This window comes from Pseudomonas sp. P135, from assembly GCF_020312125.1.
Taxonomy (GTDB): Bacteria; Pseudomonadota; Gammaproteobacteria; order Pseudomonadales; family Pseudomonadaceae; genus Aquipseudomonas; species Aquipseudomonas fragariae.
On record NZ_JAGPYR010000003.1, the window covers coordinates 164,085 to 181,085 of the forward strand.

16 protein-coding genes are annotated in these 17,001 nt (G+C 59.7%); 10 read left to right on the forward strand and 6 right to left on the reverse strand.

Annotated features, from left to right (window positions below; genetic code table 11):
* Positions 1-122: 122 nt before the first annotated feature.
* On the reverse strand, positions 123-965 hold the full coding sequence (gene pcaR / locus KBY08_RS05565) for a pca regulon transcriptional regulator PcaR (protein ID WP_003363842.1): 843 nt from the start codon (positions 963-965) through the stop codon (positions 123-125).
* An 855-nt stretch (positions 966-1,820) separates the two neighbouring features.
* On the opposite strand from pcaR, the gene KBY08_RS05570 reads away from it, so the two are divergent.
* The gene (locus KBY08_RS05570) at positions 1,821-2,018 is read left to right on the forward strand and encodes a hypothetical protein (protein ID WP_002554967.1); all 198 of its coding nucleotides are present in this window, start codon (positions 1,821-1,823) and stop codon (positions 2,016-2,018) included.
* A 207-nt stretch (positions 2,019-2,225) separates the two neighbouring features.
* Positions 2,226-3,698, forward strand: a complete 1,473-nt coding sequence (locus KBY08_RS05575) for an inorganic phosphate transporter (RefSeq protein ID WP_003363847.1) — start codon at positions 2,226-2,228, stop codon at positions 3,696-3,698.
* A gap of 222 nt (positions 3,699-3,920) precedes the next feature.
* Here KBY08_RS05575 and KBY08_RS05580 read toward each other — a convergent pair whose 3' ends face one another.
* Together KBY08_RS05580 and purU are read right to left on the reverse strand one after the other, a co-directional pair.
* Complete coding sequence (locus KBY08_RS05580; protein ID WP_011268790.1) at positions 3,921-4,121, reverse strand: hypothetical protein; 201 nt, start codon at positions 4,119-4,121, stop codon at positions 3,921-3,923.
* 77 nt (positions 4,122-4,198) lie between these two features.
* Positions 4,199-5,050, reverse strand: a complete 852-nt coding sequence (gene purU / locus KBY08_RS05585; RefSeq protein ID WP_003406331.1) for a formyltetrahydrofolate deformylase — start codon at positions 5,048-5,050, stop codon at positions 4,199-4,201.
* A 358-nt stretch (positions 5,051-5,408) separates the two neighbouring features.
* Between purU and mvaT the strand changes: the two genes are divergently transcribed.
* Positions 5,409-5,789, forward strand: coding sequence for a histone-like nucleoid-structuring protein MvaT (mvaT, locus tag KBY08_RS05590; RefSeq protein ID WP_002554971.1), 381 nt, complete (start codon positions 5,409-5,411; stop codon positions 5,787-5,789).
* A gap of 73 nt (positions 5,790-5,862) precedes the next feature.
* Here mvaT and sbcB read toward each other — a convergent pair whose 3' ends face one another.
* Positions 5,863-7,293 carry an exodeoxyribonuclease I gene (gene sbcB, locus KBY08_RS05595; protein WP_054091832.1) on the reverse strand — a complete coding sequence of 477 codons (1,431 nt, stop codon included), beginning with the start codon at positions 7,291-7,293 and terminating at the stop codon, positions 5,863-5,865.
* A gap of 179 nt (positions 7,294-7,472) precedes the next feature.
* On the opposite strand from sbcB, the gene KBY08_RS05600 reads away from it, so the two are divergent.
* Genes KBY08_RS05600 through KBY08_RS05625 form a run of 6 tightly spaced genes read left to right on the forward strand, consistent with a single transcriptional unit; the run spans position 7,473 to position 14,342 of the window.
* A complete protein-coding gene (locus tag KBY08_RS05600) occupies positions 7,473-8,198 on the forward strand; it encodes an RDD family protein (protein WP_011268792.1) in 726 nt (241 codons plus the stop codon).
* The gene (locus tag KBY08_RS05605; RefSeq protein WP_111522087.1) at positions 8,195-9,175 is read left to right on the forward strand and encodes a stage II sporulation protein M; all 981 of its coding nucleotides are present in this window, start codon (positions 8,195-8,197) and stop codon (positions 9,173-9,175) included. Before KBY08_RS05600 ends, KBY08_RS05605 begins: the two co-directional genes overlap by 4 nt.
* The gene (locus KBY08_RS05610) at positions 9,162-10,751 is read left to right on the forward strand and encodes a DUF4129 domain-containing protein (protein ID WP_024659510.1); all 1,590 of its coding nucleotides are present in this window, start codon (positions 9,162-9,164) and stop codon (positions 10,749-10,751) included. The genes KBY08_RS05605 and KBY08_RS05610 overlap by 14 nt, the downstream gene beginning before the upstream one ends.
* On the forward strand, positions 10,748-11,965 hold the full coding sequence (locus KBY08_RS05615; RefSeq protein WP_011268795.1) for a DUF4350 domain-containing protein: 1,218 nt from the start codon (positions 10,748-10,750) through the stop codon (positions 11,963-11,965). Before KBY08_RS05610 ends, KBY08_RS05615 begins: the two co-directional genes overlap by 4 nt.
* Positions 11,962-13,002: an AAA family ATPase gene (locus KBY08_RS05620; RefSeq protein WP_024639152.1), complete on the forward strand. Its 1,041-nt coding sequence runs from the start codon at positions 11,962-11,964 to the stop codon at positions 13,000-13,002. Before KBY08_RS05615 ends, KBY08_RS05620 begins: the two co-directional genes overlap by 4 nt.
* The gene (locus KBY08_RS05625; protein WP_024659509.1) at positions 12,999-14,342 is read left to right on the forward strand and encodes a DUF58 domain-containing protein; all 1,344 of its coding nucleotides are present in this window, start codon (positions 12,999-13,001) and stop codon (positions 14,340-14,342) included. Before KBY08_RS05620 ends, KBY08_RS05625 begins: the two co-directional genes overlap by 4 nt.
* 28 nt (positions 14,343-14,370) lie before the next feature.
* On the opposite strand, the gene KBY08_RS05630 is transcribed toward KBY08_RS05625, so the two are convergent.
* Together KBY08_RS05630 and KBY08_RS05635 are read right to left on the reverse strand one after the other, a co-directional pair.
* The gene (locus tag KBY08_RS05630) at positions 14,371-14,730 is read right to left on the reverse strand and encodes a PilZ domain-containing protein (RefSeq protein ID WP_024659508.1); all 360 of its coding nucleotides are present in this window, start codon (positions 14,728-14,730) and stop codon (positions 14,371-14,373) included.
* 203 nt (positions 14,731-14,933) lie between these two features.
* On the reverse strand, positions 14,934-15,329 hold the full coding sequence (locus tag KBY08_RS05635) for a tetratricopeptide repeat protein (RefSeq protein ID WP_003345370.1): 396 nt from the start codon (positions 15,327-15,329) through the stop codon (positions 14,934-14,936).
* Between the two features lie 176 nt (positions 15,330-15,505).
* Between KBY08_RS05635 and pyk the strand changes: the two genes are divergently transcribed.
* Entirely contained in the window at positions 15,506-16,957 is a 1,452-nt protein-coding gene (pyk, locus tag KBY08_RS05640; protein ID WP_003363893.1) for a pyruvate kinase, read from the forward strand.
* Positions 16,958-17,001: the final 44 nt, after the last annotated feature.

The following is a 17,001-nucleotide window of genomic DNA, read 5'->3' on the forward strand; positions in this document are numbered from 1 at the left end:
TCAGCGCGAAGACCTGCGCCGGAATGAAAATGAGGTTATGCCTGAGCAAGAGGGCAAACAATCCGATAATCGACTAAACGTTCGGTAATCGAACAAATTCAATCAGCCAAAACACGGCCACTTCAGGTAAACAGCTGCGTACTCAAGTCGCGACTGGCATCGAGCATGATCGGCAGAAAGCGCTGTTCCAGCTCGCTGCGTGCCACACGTCCGGCGCTGGTGCTGACATTCAGCGCCGCCAGCACCTGGCCCGACGCATCATAGACCGGTACCGCAATTGAACGCAGCCCCTGTTCCAGTTCCTGATCGACAATGCACCAGCCCTGTTGCCGAACCAGTTGCAGACATTCGAGCAAGGCTTCCGGGGTGCGAATGGTGCGGCTGGTCTTGGGCTGCAGATCGACATGGTCAAGGTATTCATGCAACGACACGTCATCCAGTGCGGCCAGCAGAATGCGGCCCATGGACGTGCAGTACGCGGGAAGACGACCGCCCACGGAAAGGTCGACCGAGATCAGCCGCTGCGTGGTGGCAGAGCGCGCGATATAAAGAATGTCGTCGCCTTCCAGCGTGGCCATGTTGCACGCCTCGTGCAGCTGGTCGCTCATACGGTCCAGATAAGGCTGCGACGAGGTTGCCAGTGGCGTCGATGACAAATAGGCGTGGCCCAGCGTCAACACCTTGGGCAGTAGCGAGTAGGTACGGCCGTCAGTGGTCGCATAACCGAGCTTGATCAGGGTGTGCAGACAACGACGCACTGCCGCACGGGGGATCTCCGTGCGATGGCTGATCTGCGCAATGGTCAGGTGCCGCTTGCGCTCCTGAAAGGCATGAATCACGGCCAGCCCACGCGCCAGCGAGGTCATGAAATCCGGATCACCGGTCAGCGCCTGAATGCGCTTTGCGGGCGACGCCACGATGGGCGGTGCCAATGAGGCAAAAGATTTACGCAGTTCGTCGTTCATTGACACACCTTATGTAACTGCCTTTCAGGCCCTGTAAACCGCAGGTTTCAGCTCTTTGCAGGGGAGCGAAGCCAACCCCCGGTTGTGCGATTATCGAACAGGTGGCCGATAATCGCAATTGACCCCATGTAAATATACTTATACCTTTACCTCTGCCATGAAGTGACTTCTTGGAAATACTGGTCAGGTACCCACTGAGAAGTCCAAGGCAGCGGCCTTGCTCACCAAGCAAGGCCGTTTTCATTACTCAGGCGCTTGCTGTGTGCCCGATGCTCGCGACACCCTCCCCCTCCCGCTCTCGATCAGCGCCCGCCGCGCAACTCCACACATCCTGCATATAAAAAACGGTGAATTTCTTCGCCAACATTTTGTCGTCGAAAATGAAAACTGTTTTATAAAACTTATGTCATATAAACGGCTCACTGAAACTTCGGAACAATCGTACAAAAAAACCAGACCTGTGAACTCATTCAACCTCTGTTGTTGACGTAGCAGAAGTTCTTGGAGATAGTATCGGTCAGTTGGTTGGCAATACCCTCGCAACGATTGATCCATTCACCCGATTTCTGCCTCGACTGTCCTGTCGAAGCGTTGTCACGGTGCACCATCGCCGCGAGACCATCAGCAAGCCTGCCAGCGCAAGCCCTGTGCTTGAAATCAAACGTGTGTCGCTACGACAGGTATTTCTCTCTGGTGCACGTAGCCGCAGACAACAACAGGCATGTCCAGTAACCCTTTCGCGCAATCGCCCGAACAGGTCGCTGACTGTATTGGGTATACAGCCAGACTGGAGTGAACATACTTGCACTGTTTTGCGTCATCGCCAGAGCCCATTCGACTCGATCAGGTATTAAAGTGACTAAAGATGAACTGCGCGCGGAACTTGAGCGCCAGGAACAACGCTACAAGGATGTCTACGGCGGTGAAATCACCACCTACGCCGCGCAACCGGAACCGGAACGCAAGCCCTGGCGCAAGAGAGCCAGCCTGCTGGACCAGGCGTTCAAGCAAGAACTGCAAAAGATGGAAGAAGGCCTGAAAGAAGAGCCGTAACAGCACGGGTCCGATGATCCCTGCCCGATTACGTCTTCGACTTCCAGCACCCGGAATTACACGCCTCACGGCCTCATTGAGCATTCAACGGGGCGGCGCTCATGCGTCTTTTTTTTGGTTTGAGGCGACACCTCGCGGTGACGACAAGTCGTTCGGTATTTTTTCTGTCATAATCGCGCCCCCTTCAGACCCGGTCAGAAAACCTACATGATCGATTTATTCAGCGGGCTTGATGCCTGGGTGCTTGTGAGCCTGTTGCTCGCCCTGGCTTTCGTCCTCACCTTCGAGTTCATCAACGGCTTTCATGACACCGCCAACGCGGTGGCGACAGTCATTTACACCAAAGCAATGCCGCCTCATCTGGCCGTGTTCTTCTCCGGTGTATTCAACTTTCTCGGCGTGTTGCTGGGCGGCGTGGGCGTTGCCTATGCCATCGTCCATCTGCTGCCGGTCGAACTGCTCATCAACGTCAACACCGGACATGGCCTGGCCATGGTGTTCTCGCTGCTGGCGGCGGCCATCACCTGGAACCTCGGGACCTGGTACTTCGGTATTCCGGCCTCCAGTTCGCACACGCTGATCGGCTCGATACTCGGTGTGGGTCTGGCCAATGCCCTGCTCAACGATATCCCGTTGGCCGATGGCGTGAACTGGCAGAAAGCGATCGATATCGGCGCTTCGCTGGTGTTCTCGCCGCTGGCCGGCTTTATCGTTGCGGGTCTGGTGCTGGTTGCCCTGAAATGGTGGCGCCCGCTGTCGAAGATGCACAAGACCCCTGACCAGCGCCGCAAGCTGGACGACAAGAAGCACCCTCCGTTCTGGAACCGTCTGGTACTGGTCATTTCCGCCATGGCAGTCAGCTTCGTACACGGTTCGAATGACGGCCAGAAAGGCATTGGCCTGATCATGCTGGTGCTGATCGGCATCGTGCCCAGCCAGTTCGTGCTTGACCTGACCAGCACGACCTACCAGATCGAACGTACCCGCGATGCGACCCAGCATCTGAGCCAGTTCTATCAGCGCAACAGCAGCACGCTGGGCGAATATCTGGCCATGGGCAAAGCCGAAAAAGGCGACCTGCCGTCCAGCTCCGCGTGTAATCCGAAGCAGACCGAACCTACCATCGACGCGCTGCTCGACCGCCTGAAGGGCGTGTCCGACTACCACGCGCTGGCCCCTGAAAGCCGCATCGAAGTGCGTCGCTATCTGTTGTGCCTGGACGACACCGCCCGCAAGGTCGGCAAACTTCCAGACCTGTCAGCGCGTGAAAAATCCGATCTGGAGAAGCTTCGCAAGGACCTGACCACCACCACCGAGTACGCACCGTTCTGGGTGATTCTGGCGGTCGCACTGGCGCTGGGTATCGGCACCATGGTCGGCTGGAAGCGTGTAGTCCTGACGATCGGCGAGAAGATCGGCAAGCAGGGCATGACTTACGCACAAGGCATGTCCGCGCAAATCACTACCGCCTGCGCAATCGGTCTGGCCAACGTGTTCAGCCTTCCGGTGTCCACCACGCACATTCTGTCGTCGGGTGTGGCCGGCACCATGGTCGCCAACAAGAGCGGCCTTCAGGGCGGAACCGTGCGCACCATCCTGCTGGCCTGGGTGCTGACCCTGCCGGCAACGGTCGCCTTGTCCGCAGCGCTGTTCTGGCTGGCTTCCAAGGCCCTGGCCTGATCTAGGCTCTGTACGAAAAGTCGGCGAGCGAAGGTCAGGCGAGGCAAAAACAGGCGAGGAACGGCCGGGGTCGCGATCGACTCTACGTGTTGTAAATGAGCATTCCGATTGGACTCGCATCCGAGCCTGTTTTTAACGAAGCATCACCGAGCGCAGCCACTTTTCGTAAAGAGCCTAAAACCCTTCGGGCGGTGCATGCCTTGCACCGCTCAAGGGTTTGACTCACTTATCCTCTTGCTCCCCCTCCTCCTCAAGCCCTTCACCAGGCGCTTGCGCTTGCTGCAGCTCGCGCCACAGTGCTGCGGCACCGTCGAACTCAGTGCCATTTTCCGCAGTCAGTTCCGCAGGGTCATAGCGGCTCAGGCAGCCCTCGCCAAGCGTTGCCGGAGCGGTGGAAGTGGCTTTGTCGAGAGGATCGGTCATTGGCTGTCACCTTGCGCGTTACACCATTGCCGACAGCTGAGTCGGAAGCGCGACAGACGCGCTCCCGAAAAGATAGATCAGCCGAAGACGACTGTCTTGTTGTCGTGAACCAGCACACGGTCTTCCAGATGAGCGCGCAGGCCGCGGGCCAGCACCATCTTTTCCACGTCGCGACCGAAGCGCACCATGTTTTCGATGCTGTCACGATGGCTGACGCGCACGACGTCCTGCTCGATGATCGGACCGGCATCGAGCTCTTCGGTCACATAGTGACAGGTCGCGCCGATCAGCTTGACGCCGCGCAACGAGGCCTGATGGTACGGCTTGGCACCCACGAACGATGGCAGGAAGCTGTGGTGGATATTGATGACCTGATGGGCATATTCACGGCACAACTGTGGCGGCAGAATCTGCATGTAGCGCGCGAGAACCACGACATCGGCCTGATGATGACCGACCAGACGCGACACTTCGGCGAATGCCGGCTCCTTGTCTTTCGGGTCAACCGGAACATGGTAGTAAGGGATGTCATGCCACTCGACCATGCTGCGCAGGTCCTGGTGGTTTGAAATCACACAGGCGATGTCGCAGTCGAGTTCGTCACTGTGCCAGCGGTGCAGCAGGTCGGCCAGACAGTGTGATTCGCGACTGGCCATGAGCACGACGCGCTTCTTCTGCGCCGAGTCGGTAATGCGCCAGTCCATCGAAAATTCTTCGGCAATCGGCGTGAAGGCTTCACGGAACCCGTCCAGATCAAAAGGCAGGGTGTCGGCACGGATCTCGTGACGCATGAAAAACCAGCCGCTGAGATTGTCCGAGTGATGACTCGCTTCGGTGATCCAGCCGTTATGGGACGCCAGAAAGTTACTGACTTTGGCAACGATGCCTACACGGTCCGGGCAAGCAATCACCAGACGAAAAGTGCGCATTGGGGGAAACTCCAGAACTTCGCAAAGCCGCTATTCTAGCGGCTGCGCAGCAAAACTGCAGTATCTCTGTTGCCTGAATGCAGAGGCCGAAAAAGCACACCGCCAAGGCCAAAGATTGCACCGTGCCAGTATGCGTTTTCCGGGTGCGCACCGCTAAACAAAACCTGTAATAAGAAGGGCTTTATAGCGGCGATCTTTTGAAGGAAGCGTGACGCGTCCCTAGTTCAGGCGTCTGTAGGACGTGTGTATATTGCTAAATAATTCAAATAAAACTTTTATTTAATGTTTACTTGCTCATTTACAGTGACTATTATTGCCGCACTGTATCCCTGCAACCCTCACAACATAAGGTCTCCTCATGTCCCTGATCAACGAATACCGCGCTACAGAAGAAGCCATCAAAGAACTGCAAGCCCGTTTGAAGAACCTGTCGCAAGACGACAAACTGCAAACCGAGCTGGAATTCGAAGGCAAACTGCGCACGCTGATGGGCGAATACCAAAAGTCGCTGCGTGACATCATTGCCCTGCTGGATCCGGATGCCAAGGTAAACAAGGCCCCTCGTGGCGGCGCTGTTAAACCTGCCGGCACCAAGCGCGCCCGTAAGGTCAAGCAATACAAGAACCCGCACAACGGTGAAGTCATCGAAACCAAAGGCGGCAACCACAAGACGCTGAAAGAGTGGAAAGCCAAGTGGGGCAGCGACGACGTTGAAAGCTGGGCCACTTTGCTGGGCTAAGCTTCACCAGGTCGCGGTTCATTGCGATTGAAAAAACGCCAGCCTGCTGGCGTTTTTTATTGCCCGGTATTTTTTATACGCCCAGACGGTTACTCAGCCTGTGTGCGTAATCCTGCCACTGCCGCAACACCTCCAGCTGCTCTGGCCCGGCACTAAGGGAGCATTCTACCCATGCGGCCGTAAAGTCATGCAGGGTGTTGGGAGCGCCCCATTCCGGGTTGCGCAAGCGCTGCTGACAGAAATCCCGCCAGCGTGTTTGCTCTTCGCCACTCAAGGTGTCAGGGAAGTTACGAGCGCGATACCTGAATAACAATTCAGGCAATCGGGCATCATCAAACGGCCACGCATCACGCGCCAGTTGTTCTGGCTCGGCCTGTCGAACTTGCTCACACAGTCGACGATCACGGTCCCCGATAAAACCGTCATATAACTGCTGTTCGGGATCTTCACTTGCGGCGAAATCGTCCTTGCCGTAAATGGCAGCCAGTTTACCGTGCCAAACTTCGCGGTTTTCACTCAATTGCGTTGCGCGTGCCTGATAGCCGGCCATGTCCAGTTGCAGCCGCTGCTGATCTTCGCTGCGCAGCACCCCCAGCGGCGCGATCACCGGGCAACGGTTTATATGCAACAGTTTGAGCGGCACGGGCAATTCGCCGTCGCTCAGCGCATCGTGCCGCGTATATAAACGGCGCTTGAGTATTTCAGCGTCCTCGTGCAACAACGGTGCATGATCCAGGTGCAGATCACACACGATCAGCGCATTGCGATTATGCGGGTGCCAGGCCAACGGCAGCACCACACCCAGGTAATTGCGCGCCGCAGAAAAGCGTCCCGAAATATGCACCAGAGGCTGCATCAGGCGAACCTGTTCCTGGACTTTCTGCTTACTGCGCAAGGCGAACAGATAGTCATAAAGCTTCGGCTGCTTTTCACGAATCAAACGTGCCAGAGCAATCGTTGCACGGACATCGGATAACGCATCGTGCGCCTGTCCATGATCAATACCGTTGGCAGCCGTCAGCCGCTCCAGTTTCAGCGTGACCCGGCCGTCCTGTTCCGGCCAGACAATGCCATCGGGGCGCAATGCATAGGCGGCCCGCACGACATCGATCAGATCCCAGCGACTGTTGCCCCCCTGCCATTCGCGTGCATAGGGGTCGAAGAAGTTGCGATAAAAACTGTAGCGCGTGACTTCGTCATCGAAACGCAAGGTGTTGTAACCCGCGCCACAGGTACCCGGCGCAGACAGCTCGGCATGTACGCGCGTCATGAAATCGGCCTCGCACAAGCCTTTTTCTGCCAGCGTGGCCGGAGTGATTCCGGTAATCATGCAGGCGACAGGATGAGGCAGGATGTCATCGCTGAGCTGGCAGTGCAGATTGACCGGCGGCGCGATTTCATTGAGGTCGGTATCCGTGCGAATTCCGGCCATCTGCAGCGCACGGTCATTGCGCGGGTTGATACCGGTGGTTTCGTAGTCGTACCAGAAGATGCTGGAGGTCACGGGCTGATCCTGAACAAAAGACCCGCGAAGTGTAGGGCGTGACAGGTGTCATTGGCTAATCGGGTCGTATCCGGCGCACCGGGAAATGTTTTCTTACAGCCCGCGTATTGAATGGTCGGTTGCTTAGCTCCGCTGCGCTAGCTAGCATCAGTTTTCGTTTTCAGGCGCGTCCTTCGACAATGTCATCCCGTCCCGCTTCGCCAAGGAATGCAGCGCTGCCCACGCCGTTGGACACGCGCATTGAAATCGAGACGCCAGAAGGCATCGATATGCTTCTGCGCCCTGCCGGGCTGGTTTCCCGCGCACTGGCGTTCGGCATCGACTTCGCCATTCGCGCAGCCCTCGTCGGCCTGTTCTTTGTGCTTCTGCAGTTACTCGACAAGCTCGGCATGGGTCTGGCCGCTCTGGTGTTCTTTCTGGTGAACTGGTGGTACATGGTGCTGTTTGAAGTGCTCAACCAGGGACGCACACCCGGAAAGCGCCTGCTCGGGCTGCGGGTGGTGCACGACGACGGCACGCCCATCGACTGGTCTTCGTCGCTGATCCGTAACCTGCTGCGCTTCGTCGACATGCTCCCGCTGGGCTACGGGCTGGGGGCGATTACTTGTCTGAACCACCCGTTCTTCAAACGGCTGGGCGATCTTGCAGCGGGAACGCTGGTGATTTACAGCGACCGGCCGGTAGCGCGCCCTACCCTGCCGCAGGCCGATCCGGTCATCGTGCCTTTTGCCCTGCATCTGGATGAACAGCGGGCGGTGCTCGGCCTGGCGGAACGGCAGGCTGAACTGTCCAGCGCGCGAACCCAGGAACTCGCGGCCATCCTTGCCGAACCCTTGCGTGTCTCCGCCGACACGGCGGTCGCTCATGTAAACGGCATCGCCCGCAACCTGCTGGGGCCTACATGAAGCAGAGCCTGTTTGAAACCCGCCATCAGCAGGAGTGGCAACGCTTCGAGCAGCGCCTGACGGCCCTTGAACAGGGCAAGGGCGATGTCAGCGGCGGCGCGACCTTTCCCGGCGATTATCGACGCCTCTGCCACCATCTGGCGCTGGCCCAGGAGCGCGGCTACAGCAGCCATCTGGTCGACCCCCTGCATCAGTTGGCCATGCGCGGTCATCAGCAACTTTACCGTCACCGCAGCACTGCCGGAGTGCGACTGCTGAGCTTCGTTCTGAGTGGCTTTCCGCGACGCGTGCGGGCCGAGTGGCGCTTTGTGCTGGTTGCCAGCCTGCTGCTGTTCGGTAGCCTGATCGGCATGGCGTTGCTGGTCTATGGTTTTCCACAACTGATCTACAGCGTCGTCAGCCCCGAACAACTGGCAGACATGCAGAGTATGTATGACCCGTCGGCCAGTCGTGTCGGACAGCCCGTCGAACGGGGTTCCGATACGGACTGGATGATGTTCGGCTACTACATCATGAACAACATCGGCATCGCCTTCCAGACCTATGCCAGCGGCTTGCTGTTCGGGCTGGGCAGTCTGTTTTTCCTGCTCTTCAACGGCTTGATGACCGGCGCAATCGCCGGGCACCTGACAGACATCGGTTACGGACAGACCTTCTGGCCCTTCGTCATCGGTCACGGCGCCTTCGAGCTGACGGCCATCGCTCTTGCCGGGGCTGCGGGCCTCAAGCTGGGCTGGGCCTTGCTGGCCCCCGGACGGCTGACGCGCAGCGCCGCCCTGCGCATCGCCGCGCGGGCCAGCATGCAACTGGTCGGCGGGGTGATCCTGTTTCTGCTGATCGCAGCCTTCATCGAGGCGTACTGGTCATCGATGACCTGGCCCGGGCCGCTTCTCAAGTACCTGACAGGTGCCGTCCTGTGGTTGCTGGTGGCCGCGTATCTGACTCTGGCAGGACGTACACCTCATGCGCCTGACTGAGTCGACTGTTGCCATACGCCCTCGCTCGCCCTGGGAGGCCATCGACCTGGGCGTACTGCTCGCCGGGCGGCACCGCGGCGTTTTGATGAGCAGTTGGGCAATCGTCACCCTGCCCCTTTTCTGCGTCCTTAGTGCATTGCTCTGGGATTACCCCACGGCCGCCATTCTGCTGTTCTGGTGGCTCAAACCTGCGTTCGAACGGTTGCCGCTGCTGATCCTTTCGCAGTCACTGTTCGGTGCCACGCCGACACTGCGCCAGGCCCTCAAGGCCTGGCCGGCGACCCTGAAGGCGCAACTGCTGCCCAGCCTGTTGTGGCGACGTCTTTCCCTGAGTCGCAGTTTCCAACTGCCGGTGCAGCAACTGGAGCATCTGGCCGGTACCGAGCGCGCCCTGCGCATCAGCCTGCTCAGCCAGAAAGACCTGCGTGCCGCACAGCTGCTCACCATCGTTGGCGCACACCTGGAATACGCACTGTGGATAGGCCTGCTGGTCCTGCTCTACGCCCTGATACCGCAGCAGATCCAGATCGACTGGCACTGGATGAATCTGCTCGACGTCGAAAACCAATGGCTGTGGATCGACCACCTGACCAACCTCTTCTATGCCTTGGCGCTGATACTTTGGGAGCCTGTGTATGTTGCCTGCGGCTTCACGCTGTATTTGAATCGCCGCACGGTTCTTGAAGCCTGGGACATAGAACTGGTCTTCCGCCGCCTGCGCCAGCGCCTGATCGGCACTGCCTATGCCGTGTTGATGGGCGTCGGGCTGGTACTTTCCGCAGCACCCGCACCGGTCTGGGCCGATCAGCAAAGCTACAGCTGCCCGCTGCCGGAATCCGCCCCCGCGCAATCCGTTCCGTCCGTGGCGGCGCCCGACACGCCGCGCCTGACCCGCCAGCCCCTGACCAGCGAAGCGGCGCGCAGCGAGATCCAGAGCGTTCTGCAACAGCCACCCTTCCGCAATCCCAGGACCGAAACTGGCTGGCGCTTTCCTGAAAAACAGAAAGGCCCGTCTGCAGCCCGGGACGCGCGCGATCAGAGCTGGCTGATGACCTGGCTCAATCGGTTTCTGCGCGCAGCGAGCGCCTTGGCCAGCCTGATTGAAGTACTGCTGTGGGGCGTGGTCATCGGGCTTGTAGGGCTGGTGATCTTTCGTTACCAGGACTGGTTCAGGACCTTCGTTAGCCGGAAGGCCGGCAAGGCAAACACCACCCGCCCGGCACCCGAGCAGCTCTTTGGTCTGCAAGTCAATGCCGAAAGCCTGCCCGACGATGTTGCCGGCCGGGCCGAGCAGCTCTGGAACAGCCAGCCCCGCGAAGCGCTGGGTCTGTTGTACCGCGCCCTGCTCAGCCGCTTGCTGAGCGACTATCGATTGCCATTGAAAAATGCCGATACCGAAAGTCAGGTACTCGAACGCATCGCCGCGCTCAACCAGCCGCTGCTGAGTGAGTTCAGCCGCACGCTGACCGCACACTGGCAAAACCTCGCCTACGGGCATCGCCTGCCACCGGCCCACGCCCGGCAGGAACTCTGCGATGACTGGCGTCGCCTGTTCAACCAGGCAGCGCAGCCATGACCCGCCGCACCGGGCTGCTGATCGGGCTGCTGGTCCTGTCATTACTGGCAGGCGGCGCGCTGTTTCTGAGCACCCAGCTCGAGCGCTACGAGAAAACGGTCGATCAGGGCCCCTCGCCAGAGGCGAAGGCCAATCCTTGGCTGGCGGCCGAACACTTTCTGCGTGGCCGCTCCCTCACAGTGAATACCGTCGACACGCTGGCTCAGCTTCCCGACCCGAGTCAGAGCACCCAGACCCTGCTGCTGCTCGATGACCGGGAAGACATGACCCCGGCGCAAACCCAAACGCTGCTGAACTGGGCCGAGGCAGGCGGGCACCTGCTGTTCGTCGCCGAACAACTCTGGGACGAACAAAAAGGTCGCAGCGGTGACCTGCTGCTGGACAGTCTGCAGATTCATCAGTACCTCACCAAAGACATCAATGCCAAGGAACAGCAACTGACCGACGCTCAGCCGCCACTGCCCATCCCGCTGATGACGCCCGCCCCCAAACACCAGAAAATACCTTGGCCAGAGCTGACCCGCCTGTACCTGGAAAACGAGAGCGCCCCGGCCTACATGAGTTTCGATCCGGCGTTTCACCTCGAAGACCCGGAAGATCACGCCCAATCCTGGGCCAACAGCGCCGATGCCACGCACCTGCTGCAGATAAGCCGGGGCAATGGGCTGATCACCGTTGTCACGGACGCCAACCTGTGGAAAACCCGCTCGATCGGCCACTATGACAATGCCTGGCTGCTCTGGTATCTGACGCAGGACAGCCAAGTGACTTTGGTGCTGCAAACCGAACACGACAACCTGCTGAGCCTGTTACTGCGCAACTATCCTCAGGCACTGCTGACGCTGGCACTGCTGATTGCTCTGGGTCTGTGGCACATCGGTCTGCGCGAGGGCCCGCTGCGGCGGCCCGCGCCACTCGCACGCCGCCAACTGACCGAGCACCTGCGCGCCAGTGCCGAGTTCCTGCGCAAACACACCGGGCAGCAGACGCTGATCAAACGCCTGCAACAGGACATACTGCGTCGCGCCCGCCAACTGCATCCCGGTTTCGAACGGCTGGTCATTGCCGAACAATGGCAAGTGCTTGCACGCCTGACCCGTCAGCCCACCAGCGCCATCAGCGACGCGCTGCGCCCTCGCCCGCCGCAACGCCTGTCACACAGCGAATTCACCCGCCAGGTAGCCCACCTGCAAACAATCAGGAATGCCCTATGAGTGATCAAACACCCGCCCCATCAGGCAGCAGCACCGAGTCACTTGCCGAGCCCGCAGCCGAATCCACCAATCAGTTGCAGCAGCGTCAGCGCGCCAGCCAGTTGGCCCAGGCGTTGCGCAATGAGCTGCAAAAGGCCGTGATCGGACAAAATGCGGTTATCGACGACGTGCTGACCGCGCTGATCGGTGGCGGACATGTGTTGCTGGAAGGTGTTCCGGGGCTTGGCAAGACGCTGCTGGTTCGGGCGCTGGCCAGTTGCATCGGCTGCGAATTCGCCCGCATCCAGTTTACGCCGGACCTGATGCCCAGCGATGTGACCGGTCATGCGGTGTACGACATGCAGACCGAGCAGTTCAAGCTGCGCAAGGGGCCGCTGTTCACCAACCTGCTGCTGGCCGACGAAATCAACAGGGCACCGGCCAAGACCCAGGCGGCTTTGCTCGAAGCGATGCAGGAGCGGCAAGTCACCCTTGAAGGGCGCGCCCTGCCGATCCCACAGCCGTTCATGGTGCTGGCGACCCAGAACCCCATCGAACAGGAGGGCACCTATCCATTGCCGGAAGCTGAACTGGATCGTTTCATGCTCAAACTGCGCATGGATTATCCCGAGGCCCAGGAAGAGCTGAACATGGTGCGTCAGGTCACCCGCTCATCCCGGGCTGACATGCTGGATGTGCGACCGCTCAGGGTCATCATGCAGGCCCGCGAGGTTCAGGCGCTGCAACGCATTGCCAGCGAGCTGCCCATCGATGAGCAGGTGCTGGACTACGCCGTGCGGCTGGCACGCAGCACGCGCACCTGGCCGGGTCTGAGTCAGGGCGCAGGCCCGCGCGCTTCGATTGCGCTGGTGCGTGGCGGGCGGGCCCGAGCTGTGTTGCGTGGCGGCGAGTTCGTGACCCCGGACGACATCAAGGGCTGTGCACTGGCGGTGCTGCGACACCGGGTCAGGTTGTCGCCTGAGCTGGACATCGAGGGGCTGTCGGTGGATCAGGTGCTCAGGCAGATCCTCGACCAGGTCTCGGCACCACGCCTGTGAAACAGGTCCTCAAGCCGTCGGTCACGCTGCTGCGCTGGCTCGGCGGGCTGATGGGTGTGGCCGTGCTGCTCGGCACGCTTCATGCGCTGGGCGTCGAGTATCCGGCAAAAATCGACGACCTTTATTGGGGAGCCTTGCTGGCCCTCGTCGTCGTGAGCCTGCTTGATGCAATCTGGCTGCTCAGAAGCCCCTCGCCACGTGTGCAGCGTGAGCTGGCGGGCAGTCTGGCGCTCGACCGTTGGAACGAAGCCCGACTCGATGTGCAGCACGACGGTGGAAGACCCGTTACCGTGCGGGTATTCGATCATGTGCCGCACGGGCTGGAACACGAAAACCTGCCGCAGTCACTCACCCTGGCCGCACGCGGCAAAGGCAGCCTCGGCTATCGCCTGCGCCCGTCAAGCCGGGGGCATTTCACCTTTGAGCGTTGCGAAATCAGCCTGCTGGGGCCTTTGCGCCTGTGGACGGCACGACGCTACCTGGCAGTGCCCGGCACCACGCGGGTCTATCCGGATTTCGCCCGCCTCTGCGGCGGTCAATTGATGGCGGTGGATAACTGGCTGAGCCAACTGGGCGTGCGCCAGTTGCAACGTCGCGGGCTGGGCATGGAATTCAACCAGTTGCGTGAGTTTCGCGAGGGCGACAGCCTGCGCCAGATCGACTGGAAAGCCACCGCCCGCCAGCGAGCGCCCATCGCACGGGAATACCAGGACGAGCGGGATCAGCAGATCGTTTTCATGCTCAATTGCGGACGTCGGATGCGCAGTCAGGACGGCGACCTGTCTCACTTCGATCACGCCCTCAACGCTTGCCTGCTGTTGAGCTATGTCGCGCTGCGTCAGGGTGATTCTGTCGGTATTGCGACCTTTGCCGGCGAGCAGGATCGTTATCTGGCGCCGGTGAAGGGGCCTGGACAGCTGAATCGGGTGCTCAATTCGGTCTATGACCTTCAGACCACCCGGCGCCCCGCTGACTACAGCGCCGCCGTGCGCCAACTGATGGTTCGTCATAAAAGACGCTCACTGGTGGTGTTGATGACCAACTTGCGCGATGAAGACGATGAGGAGCTGCTGGCCGCCGCCAGGCAGCTCGGTAAACAGCATCGGGTACTGATTGCCAGCCTGCGAGAGGAAGTACTCGACGGCCTGCGCCACTCACCGGTGCACACGTACGATGAAGCGCTGAGTTATTGCGGAACGATCGACTTTCTCAACGCCCGGGCTTCGCTGCATGATCGCTTGAGTGCGCAAGGCATCGTGATCATGGATGCGCGGCCAGGAGAACTGGGACCACAGTTGGTCAACCGTTACATGAGCTGGAAAAAGGCAGGGACGTTATGAACGACGCCCTGCCCTTCAGGCAGCAGCCTCAGGCAGAGGCTTCGTAGGAGGGGTAAAAGCAGAAGTACTGTCGCAACAGCTGCACGAACCCCAGATACTCTGCAGAAACCTGACACAATTCAAAACCGGAGTCATAACTGCCAGGTGTCTCGTCTTCGTGACACCAGAGGCACTTGGCGCTCACATCGATGGGCTGTCCGATATTGCCATTCGGCAGTTTCAGGCACAGATCGAACCTCGCCCCCACCAGGATCGGCAGGCTGCTGATAAGCATCAGCCCCTCACCGGAGACATTCCCCAGACACCCCACCAGTTTGCCGGTATGACGATTGAAAACCTGCAGATAATCCTGCAGTTGATGGCGTTCGATTTTCCGCTCTTTATACATGGCAGGCTGCCTTCCGGGACCGGTGCTGCGACCACGCAACACTGTGTGTTCGTTGCGGATGTCGAATACGCTGCACGACAGAGGCTATCCAGGAAACAGTCTCGACCCGGAGCCCTGCAGCTCGTCCGCTTAATGACCTCAGACTAGCTCACAATTAGTCGAAATCCACCCGAACACAACACCTTCCATTCAAACGAGGGTAATTATTTCGATACGGGAGCGTTTCGAACAGGTACAGGTATGGGTCTGGCAGGTTGAGCCCTGGGGTAAAGGCCTGTTTGTGCCAGCGTGTCGAGTCTGGCGCGTGCGCGGAAGGCGTATTCACTTTCCGGATACTGCGCCATCAGGAATTGATAGGTCTGTGCCGCATCGACATACAATTTCTGTCGCTCCAGGCACTGGCCGCGCAACATCGACACTTCCGGCTGGACATAACGGCGCGAGCGGCTCTGGCGTTCGACCTTGGAGAGATCGAGCATCACCCGATCACAGTCACCTTCCTGATAGGCACGGTAGGCGTGATCGAGGTTGGAATTCATCGCCCAGCGGGTGCAACCGCTGAGCGCAGTCAGTAATACAACAATCGTTACAATACGCATGGGACTCTCCTGTTCTCTGCCCTGTATCGGCGTCACGGCCTGTTTCTTCAGGCCAATAGAGCGCCGGTTGTCAGCCGATTGCCCTCCCTGACTCTGACACGGTAGTGCAAAGGAACAATGACTAAAGACCCAGACAGGAGTAGCCTCTCGCTGCGCTTCAATTAAGGAGTTTGTGCATGACCGTTCGCCGCACCAAAATCGTCGCCACACTTGGCCCTGCCAGTAACTCGCCGGAAGTCATCGAGCAACTGATCCTTTCGGGTCTGGACGTTGCTCGTCTGAACTTCTCTCACGGTACTCCGGACGAGCACAAGGCTCGCGCCAGGCTGATCCGCGAAATCGCCGCCAGACACGGGCGCTTCGTCGCTCTGCTGGGCGACCTGCAGGGTCCGAAGATTCGTATCGCAAAGTTCACCGACAAGCGAATAGAGCTGAAGGTCGGTGACAAGTTCACCTTCTCCACTGCTCATCCGCTGACCAGTGGCAACCAGCAGATCGTGGGTATCGATTACCCGGATCTGGTCAAGGATTGCGGCGTAGGCGACGAGTTGCTGCTCGACGATGGTCGCGTGGTCATGCGCGTCGACACCCAGACCGCTGACGAACTGCACTGCACCGTGCTGATCGGTGGTCCGCTGTCCGACCACAAAGGCATCAACCGTCGTGGTGGTGGCCTGACGGCGCCGGCACTGACCGAAAAAGACAAGCAGGACATCAAGCTCGCTGCCGAGATGGACCTGGACTACCTGGCCGTTTCCTTCCCGCGTGACGCCGCTGACATGGAATACGCTCGCCAGCTGCGCGACGAATCCGGTGGTACGGCCTGGCTGGTGGCCAAGATCGAACGCGCCGAAGCCGTTGCCAACGACGAAGTGCTCGATGAACTGATCCGCGCCAGTGATGCGGTCATGGTCGCTCGTGGTGACCTGGGCGTTGAAATCGGTGATGCCGAACTGGTCGGCGTACAGAAACGCATCATCCTGCACGCCCGTCGCCACAACAAGGCGGTGATCGTCGCCACGCAGATGATGGAGTCGATGATCTCCAGCCCCATGCCGACGCGTGCTGAAGTGTCCGACGTGGCCAACGCCGTGCTCGACTACACCGACGCCGTGATGCTGTCGGCCGAAAGTGCTGCAGGCTCCTACCCGATCGAAGCGGTTCAGGCCATGGCCCGTATCTGCATCGGTGCTGAAAAGCACCCGACCGGCAAGACGTCCAGCCACCGTATCGGTCACTCCTTCACCCGTTGTGACGAAAGCATCGCGCTGGCGGCCATGTACACCGCCAACCACTTCCCGGGCGTGAAGGCGATCATCGCACTGACCGAAAGCGGCTACACCCCGCTGATCATGTCGCGCATCCGCTCCTCGGTGCCGATCTACGCGTTCTCTCCGCACCGTGGTACTCAGGCGCGTGCTGCGATGTTCCGTGGCGTCTACACCGTGCCATTCGACCCGGCAGCCCTGCCGCCAGGTCAGGTCAGCCAGGCCGCAGTCGACGAACTGCTCAAGCGTGGTCTGGTCGAGCAAGGTGACTGGGTCATCCTCACCAAGGGCGACAGCTACCACACCATCGGGGGCACCAACGGCATGAAGATTCTGCACGTCGGCGACCCGTTGGTCTGATCGCAGCACGTTGCAAGCCAAGGCCCCGTCTCGAAAGAGCCGGG

What these genes read in the sequence shown, in the direction of transcription:
- pcaR (WP_003363842.1), bottom strand. Translation starts at nt 965, where the DNA reads ATGAACGACGAACTGCGTAAATCTTTTGCCTCATTGGCACCGCCCATC.
- KBY08_RS05575 (WP_003363847.1), top strand. Translation starts at nt 2,226, where the DNA reads ATGATCGATTTATTCAGCGGGCTTGATGCCTGGGTGCTTGTGAGCCTG.
- KBY08_RS05580 (WP_011268790.1), bottom strand. Translation starts at nt 4,121, where the DNA reads ATGACCGATCCTCTCGACAAAGCCACTTCCACCGCTCCGGCAACGCTT.
- purU (WP_003406331.1), bottom strand. Translation starts at nt 5,050, where the DNA reads ATGCGCACTTTTCGTCTGGTGATTGCTTGCCCGGACCGTGTAGGCATC.
- mvaT (WP_002554971.1), top strand. Translation starts at nt 5,409, where the DNA reads ATGTCCCTGATCAACGAATACCGCGCTACAGAAGAAGCCATCAAAGAA.
- KBY08_RS05600 (WP_011268792.1), top strand. Translation starts at nt 7,473, where the DNA reads ATGTCATCCCGTCCCGCTTCGCCAAGGAATGCAGCGCTGCCCACGCCG.
- KBY08_RS05605 (WP_111522087.1), top strand. Translation starts at nt 8,195, where the DNA reads ATGAAGCAGAGCCTGTTTGAAACCCGCCATCAGCAGGAGTGGCAACGC.
- KBY08_RS05610 (WP_024659510.1), top strand. Translation starts at nt 9,162, where the DNA reads ATGCGCCTGACTGAGTCGACTGTTGCCATACGCCCTCGCTCGCCCTGG.
- KBY08_RS05615 (WP_011268795.1), top strand. Translation starts at nt 10,748, where the DNA reads ATGACCCGCCGCACCGGGCTGCTGATCGGGCTGCTGGTCCTGTCATTA.
- KBY08_RS05620 (WP_024639152.1), top strand. Translation starts at nt 11,962, where the DNA reads ATGAGTGATCAAACACCCGCCCCATCAGGCAGCAGCACCGAGTCACTT.
- KBY08_RS05630 (WP_024659508.1), bottom strand. Translation starts at nt 14,730, where the DNA reads ATGTATAAAGAGCGGAAAATCGAACGCCATCAACTGCAGGATTATCTG.
- KBY08_RS05635 (WP_003345370.1), bottom strand. Translation starts at nt 15,329, where the DNA reads ATGCGTATTGTAACGATTGTTGTATTACTGACTGCGCTCAGCGGTTGC.
- pyk (WP_003363893.1), top strand. Translation starts at nt 15,506, where the DNA reads ATGACCGTTCGCCGCACCAAAATCGTCGCCACACTTGGCCCTGCCAGT.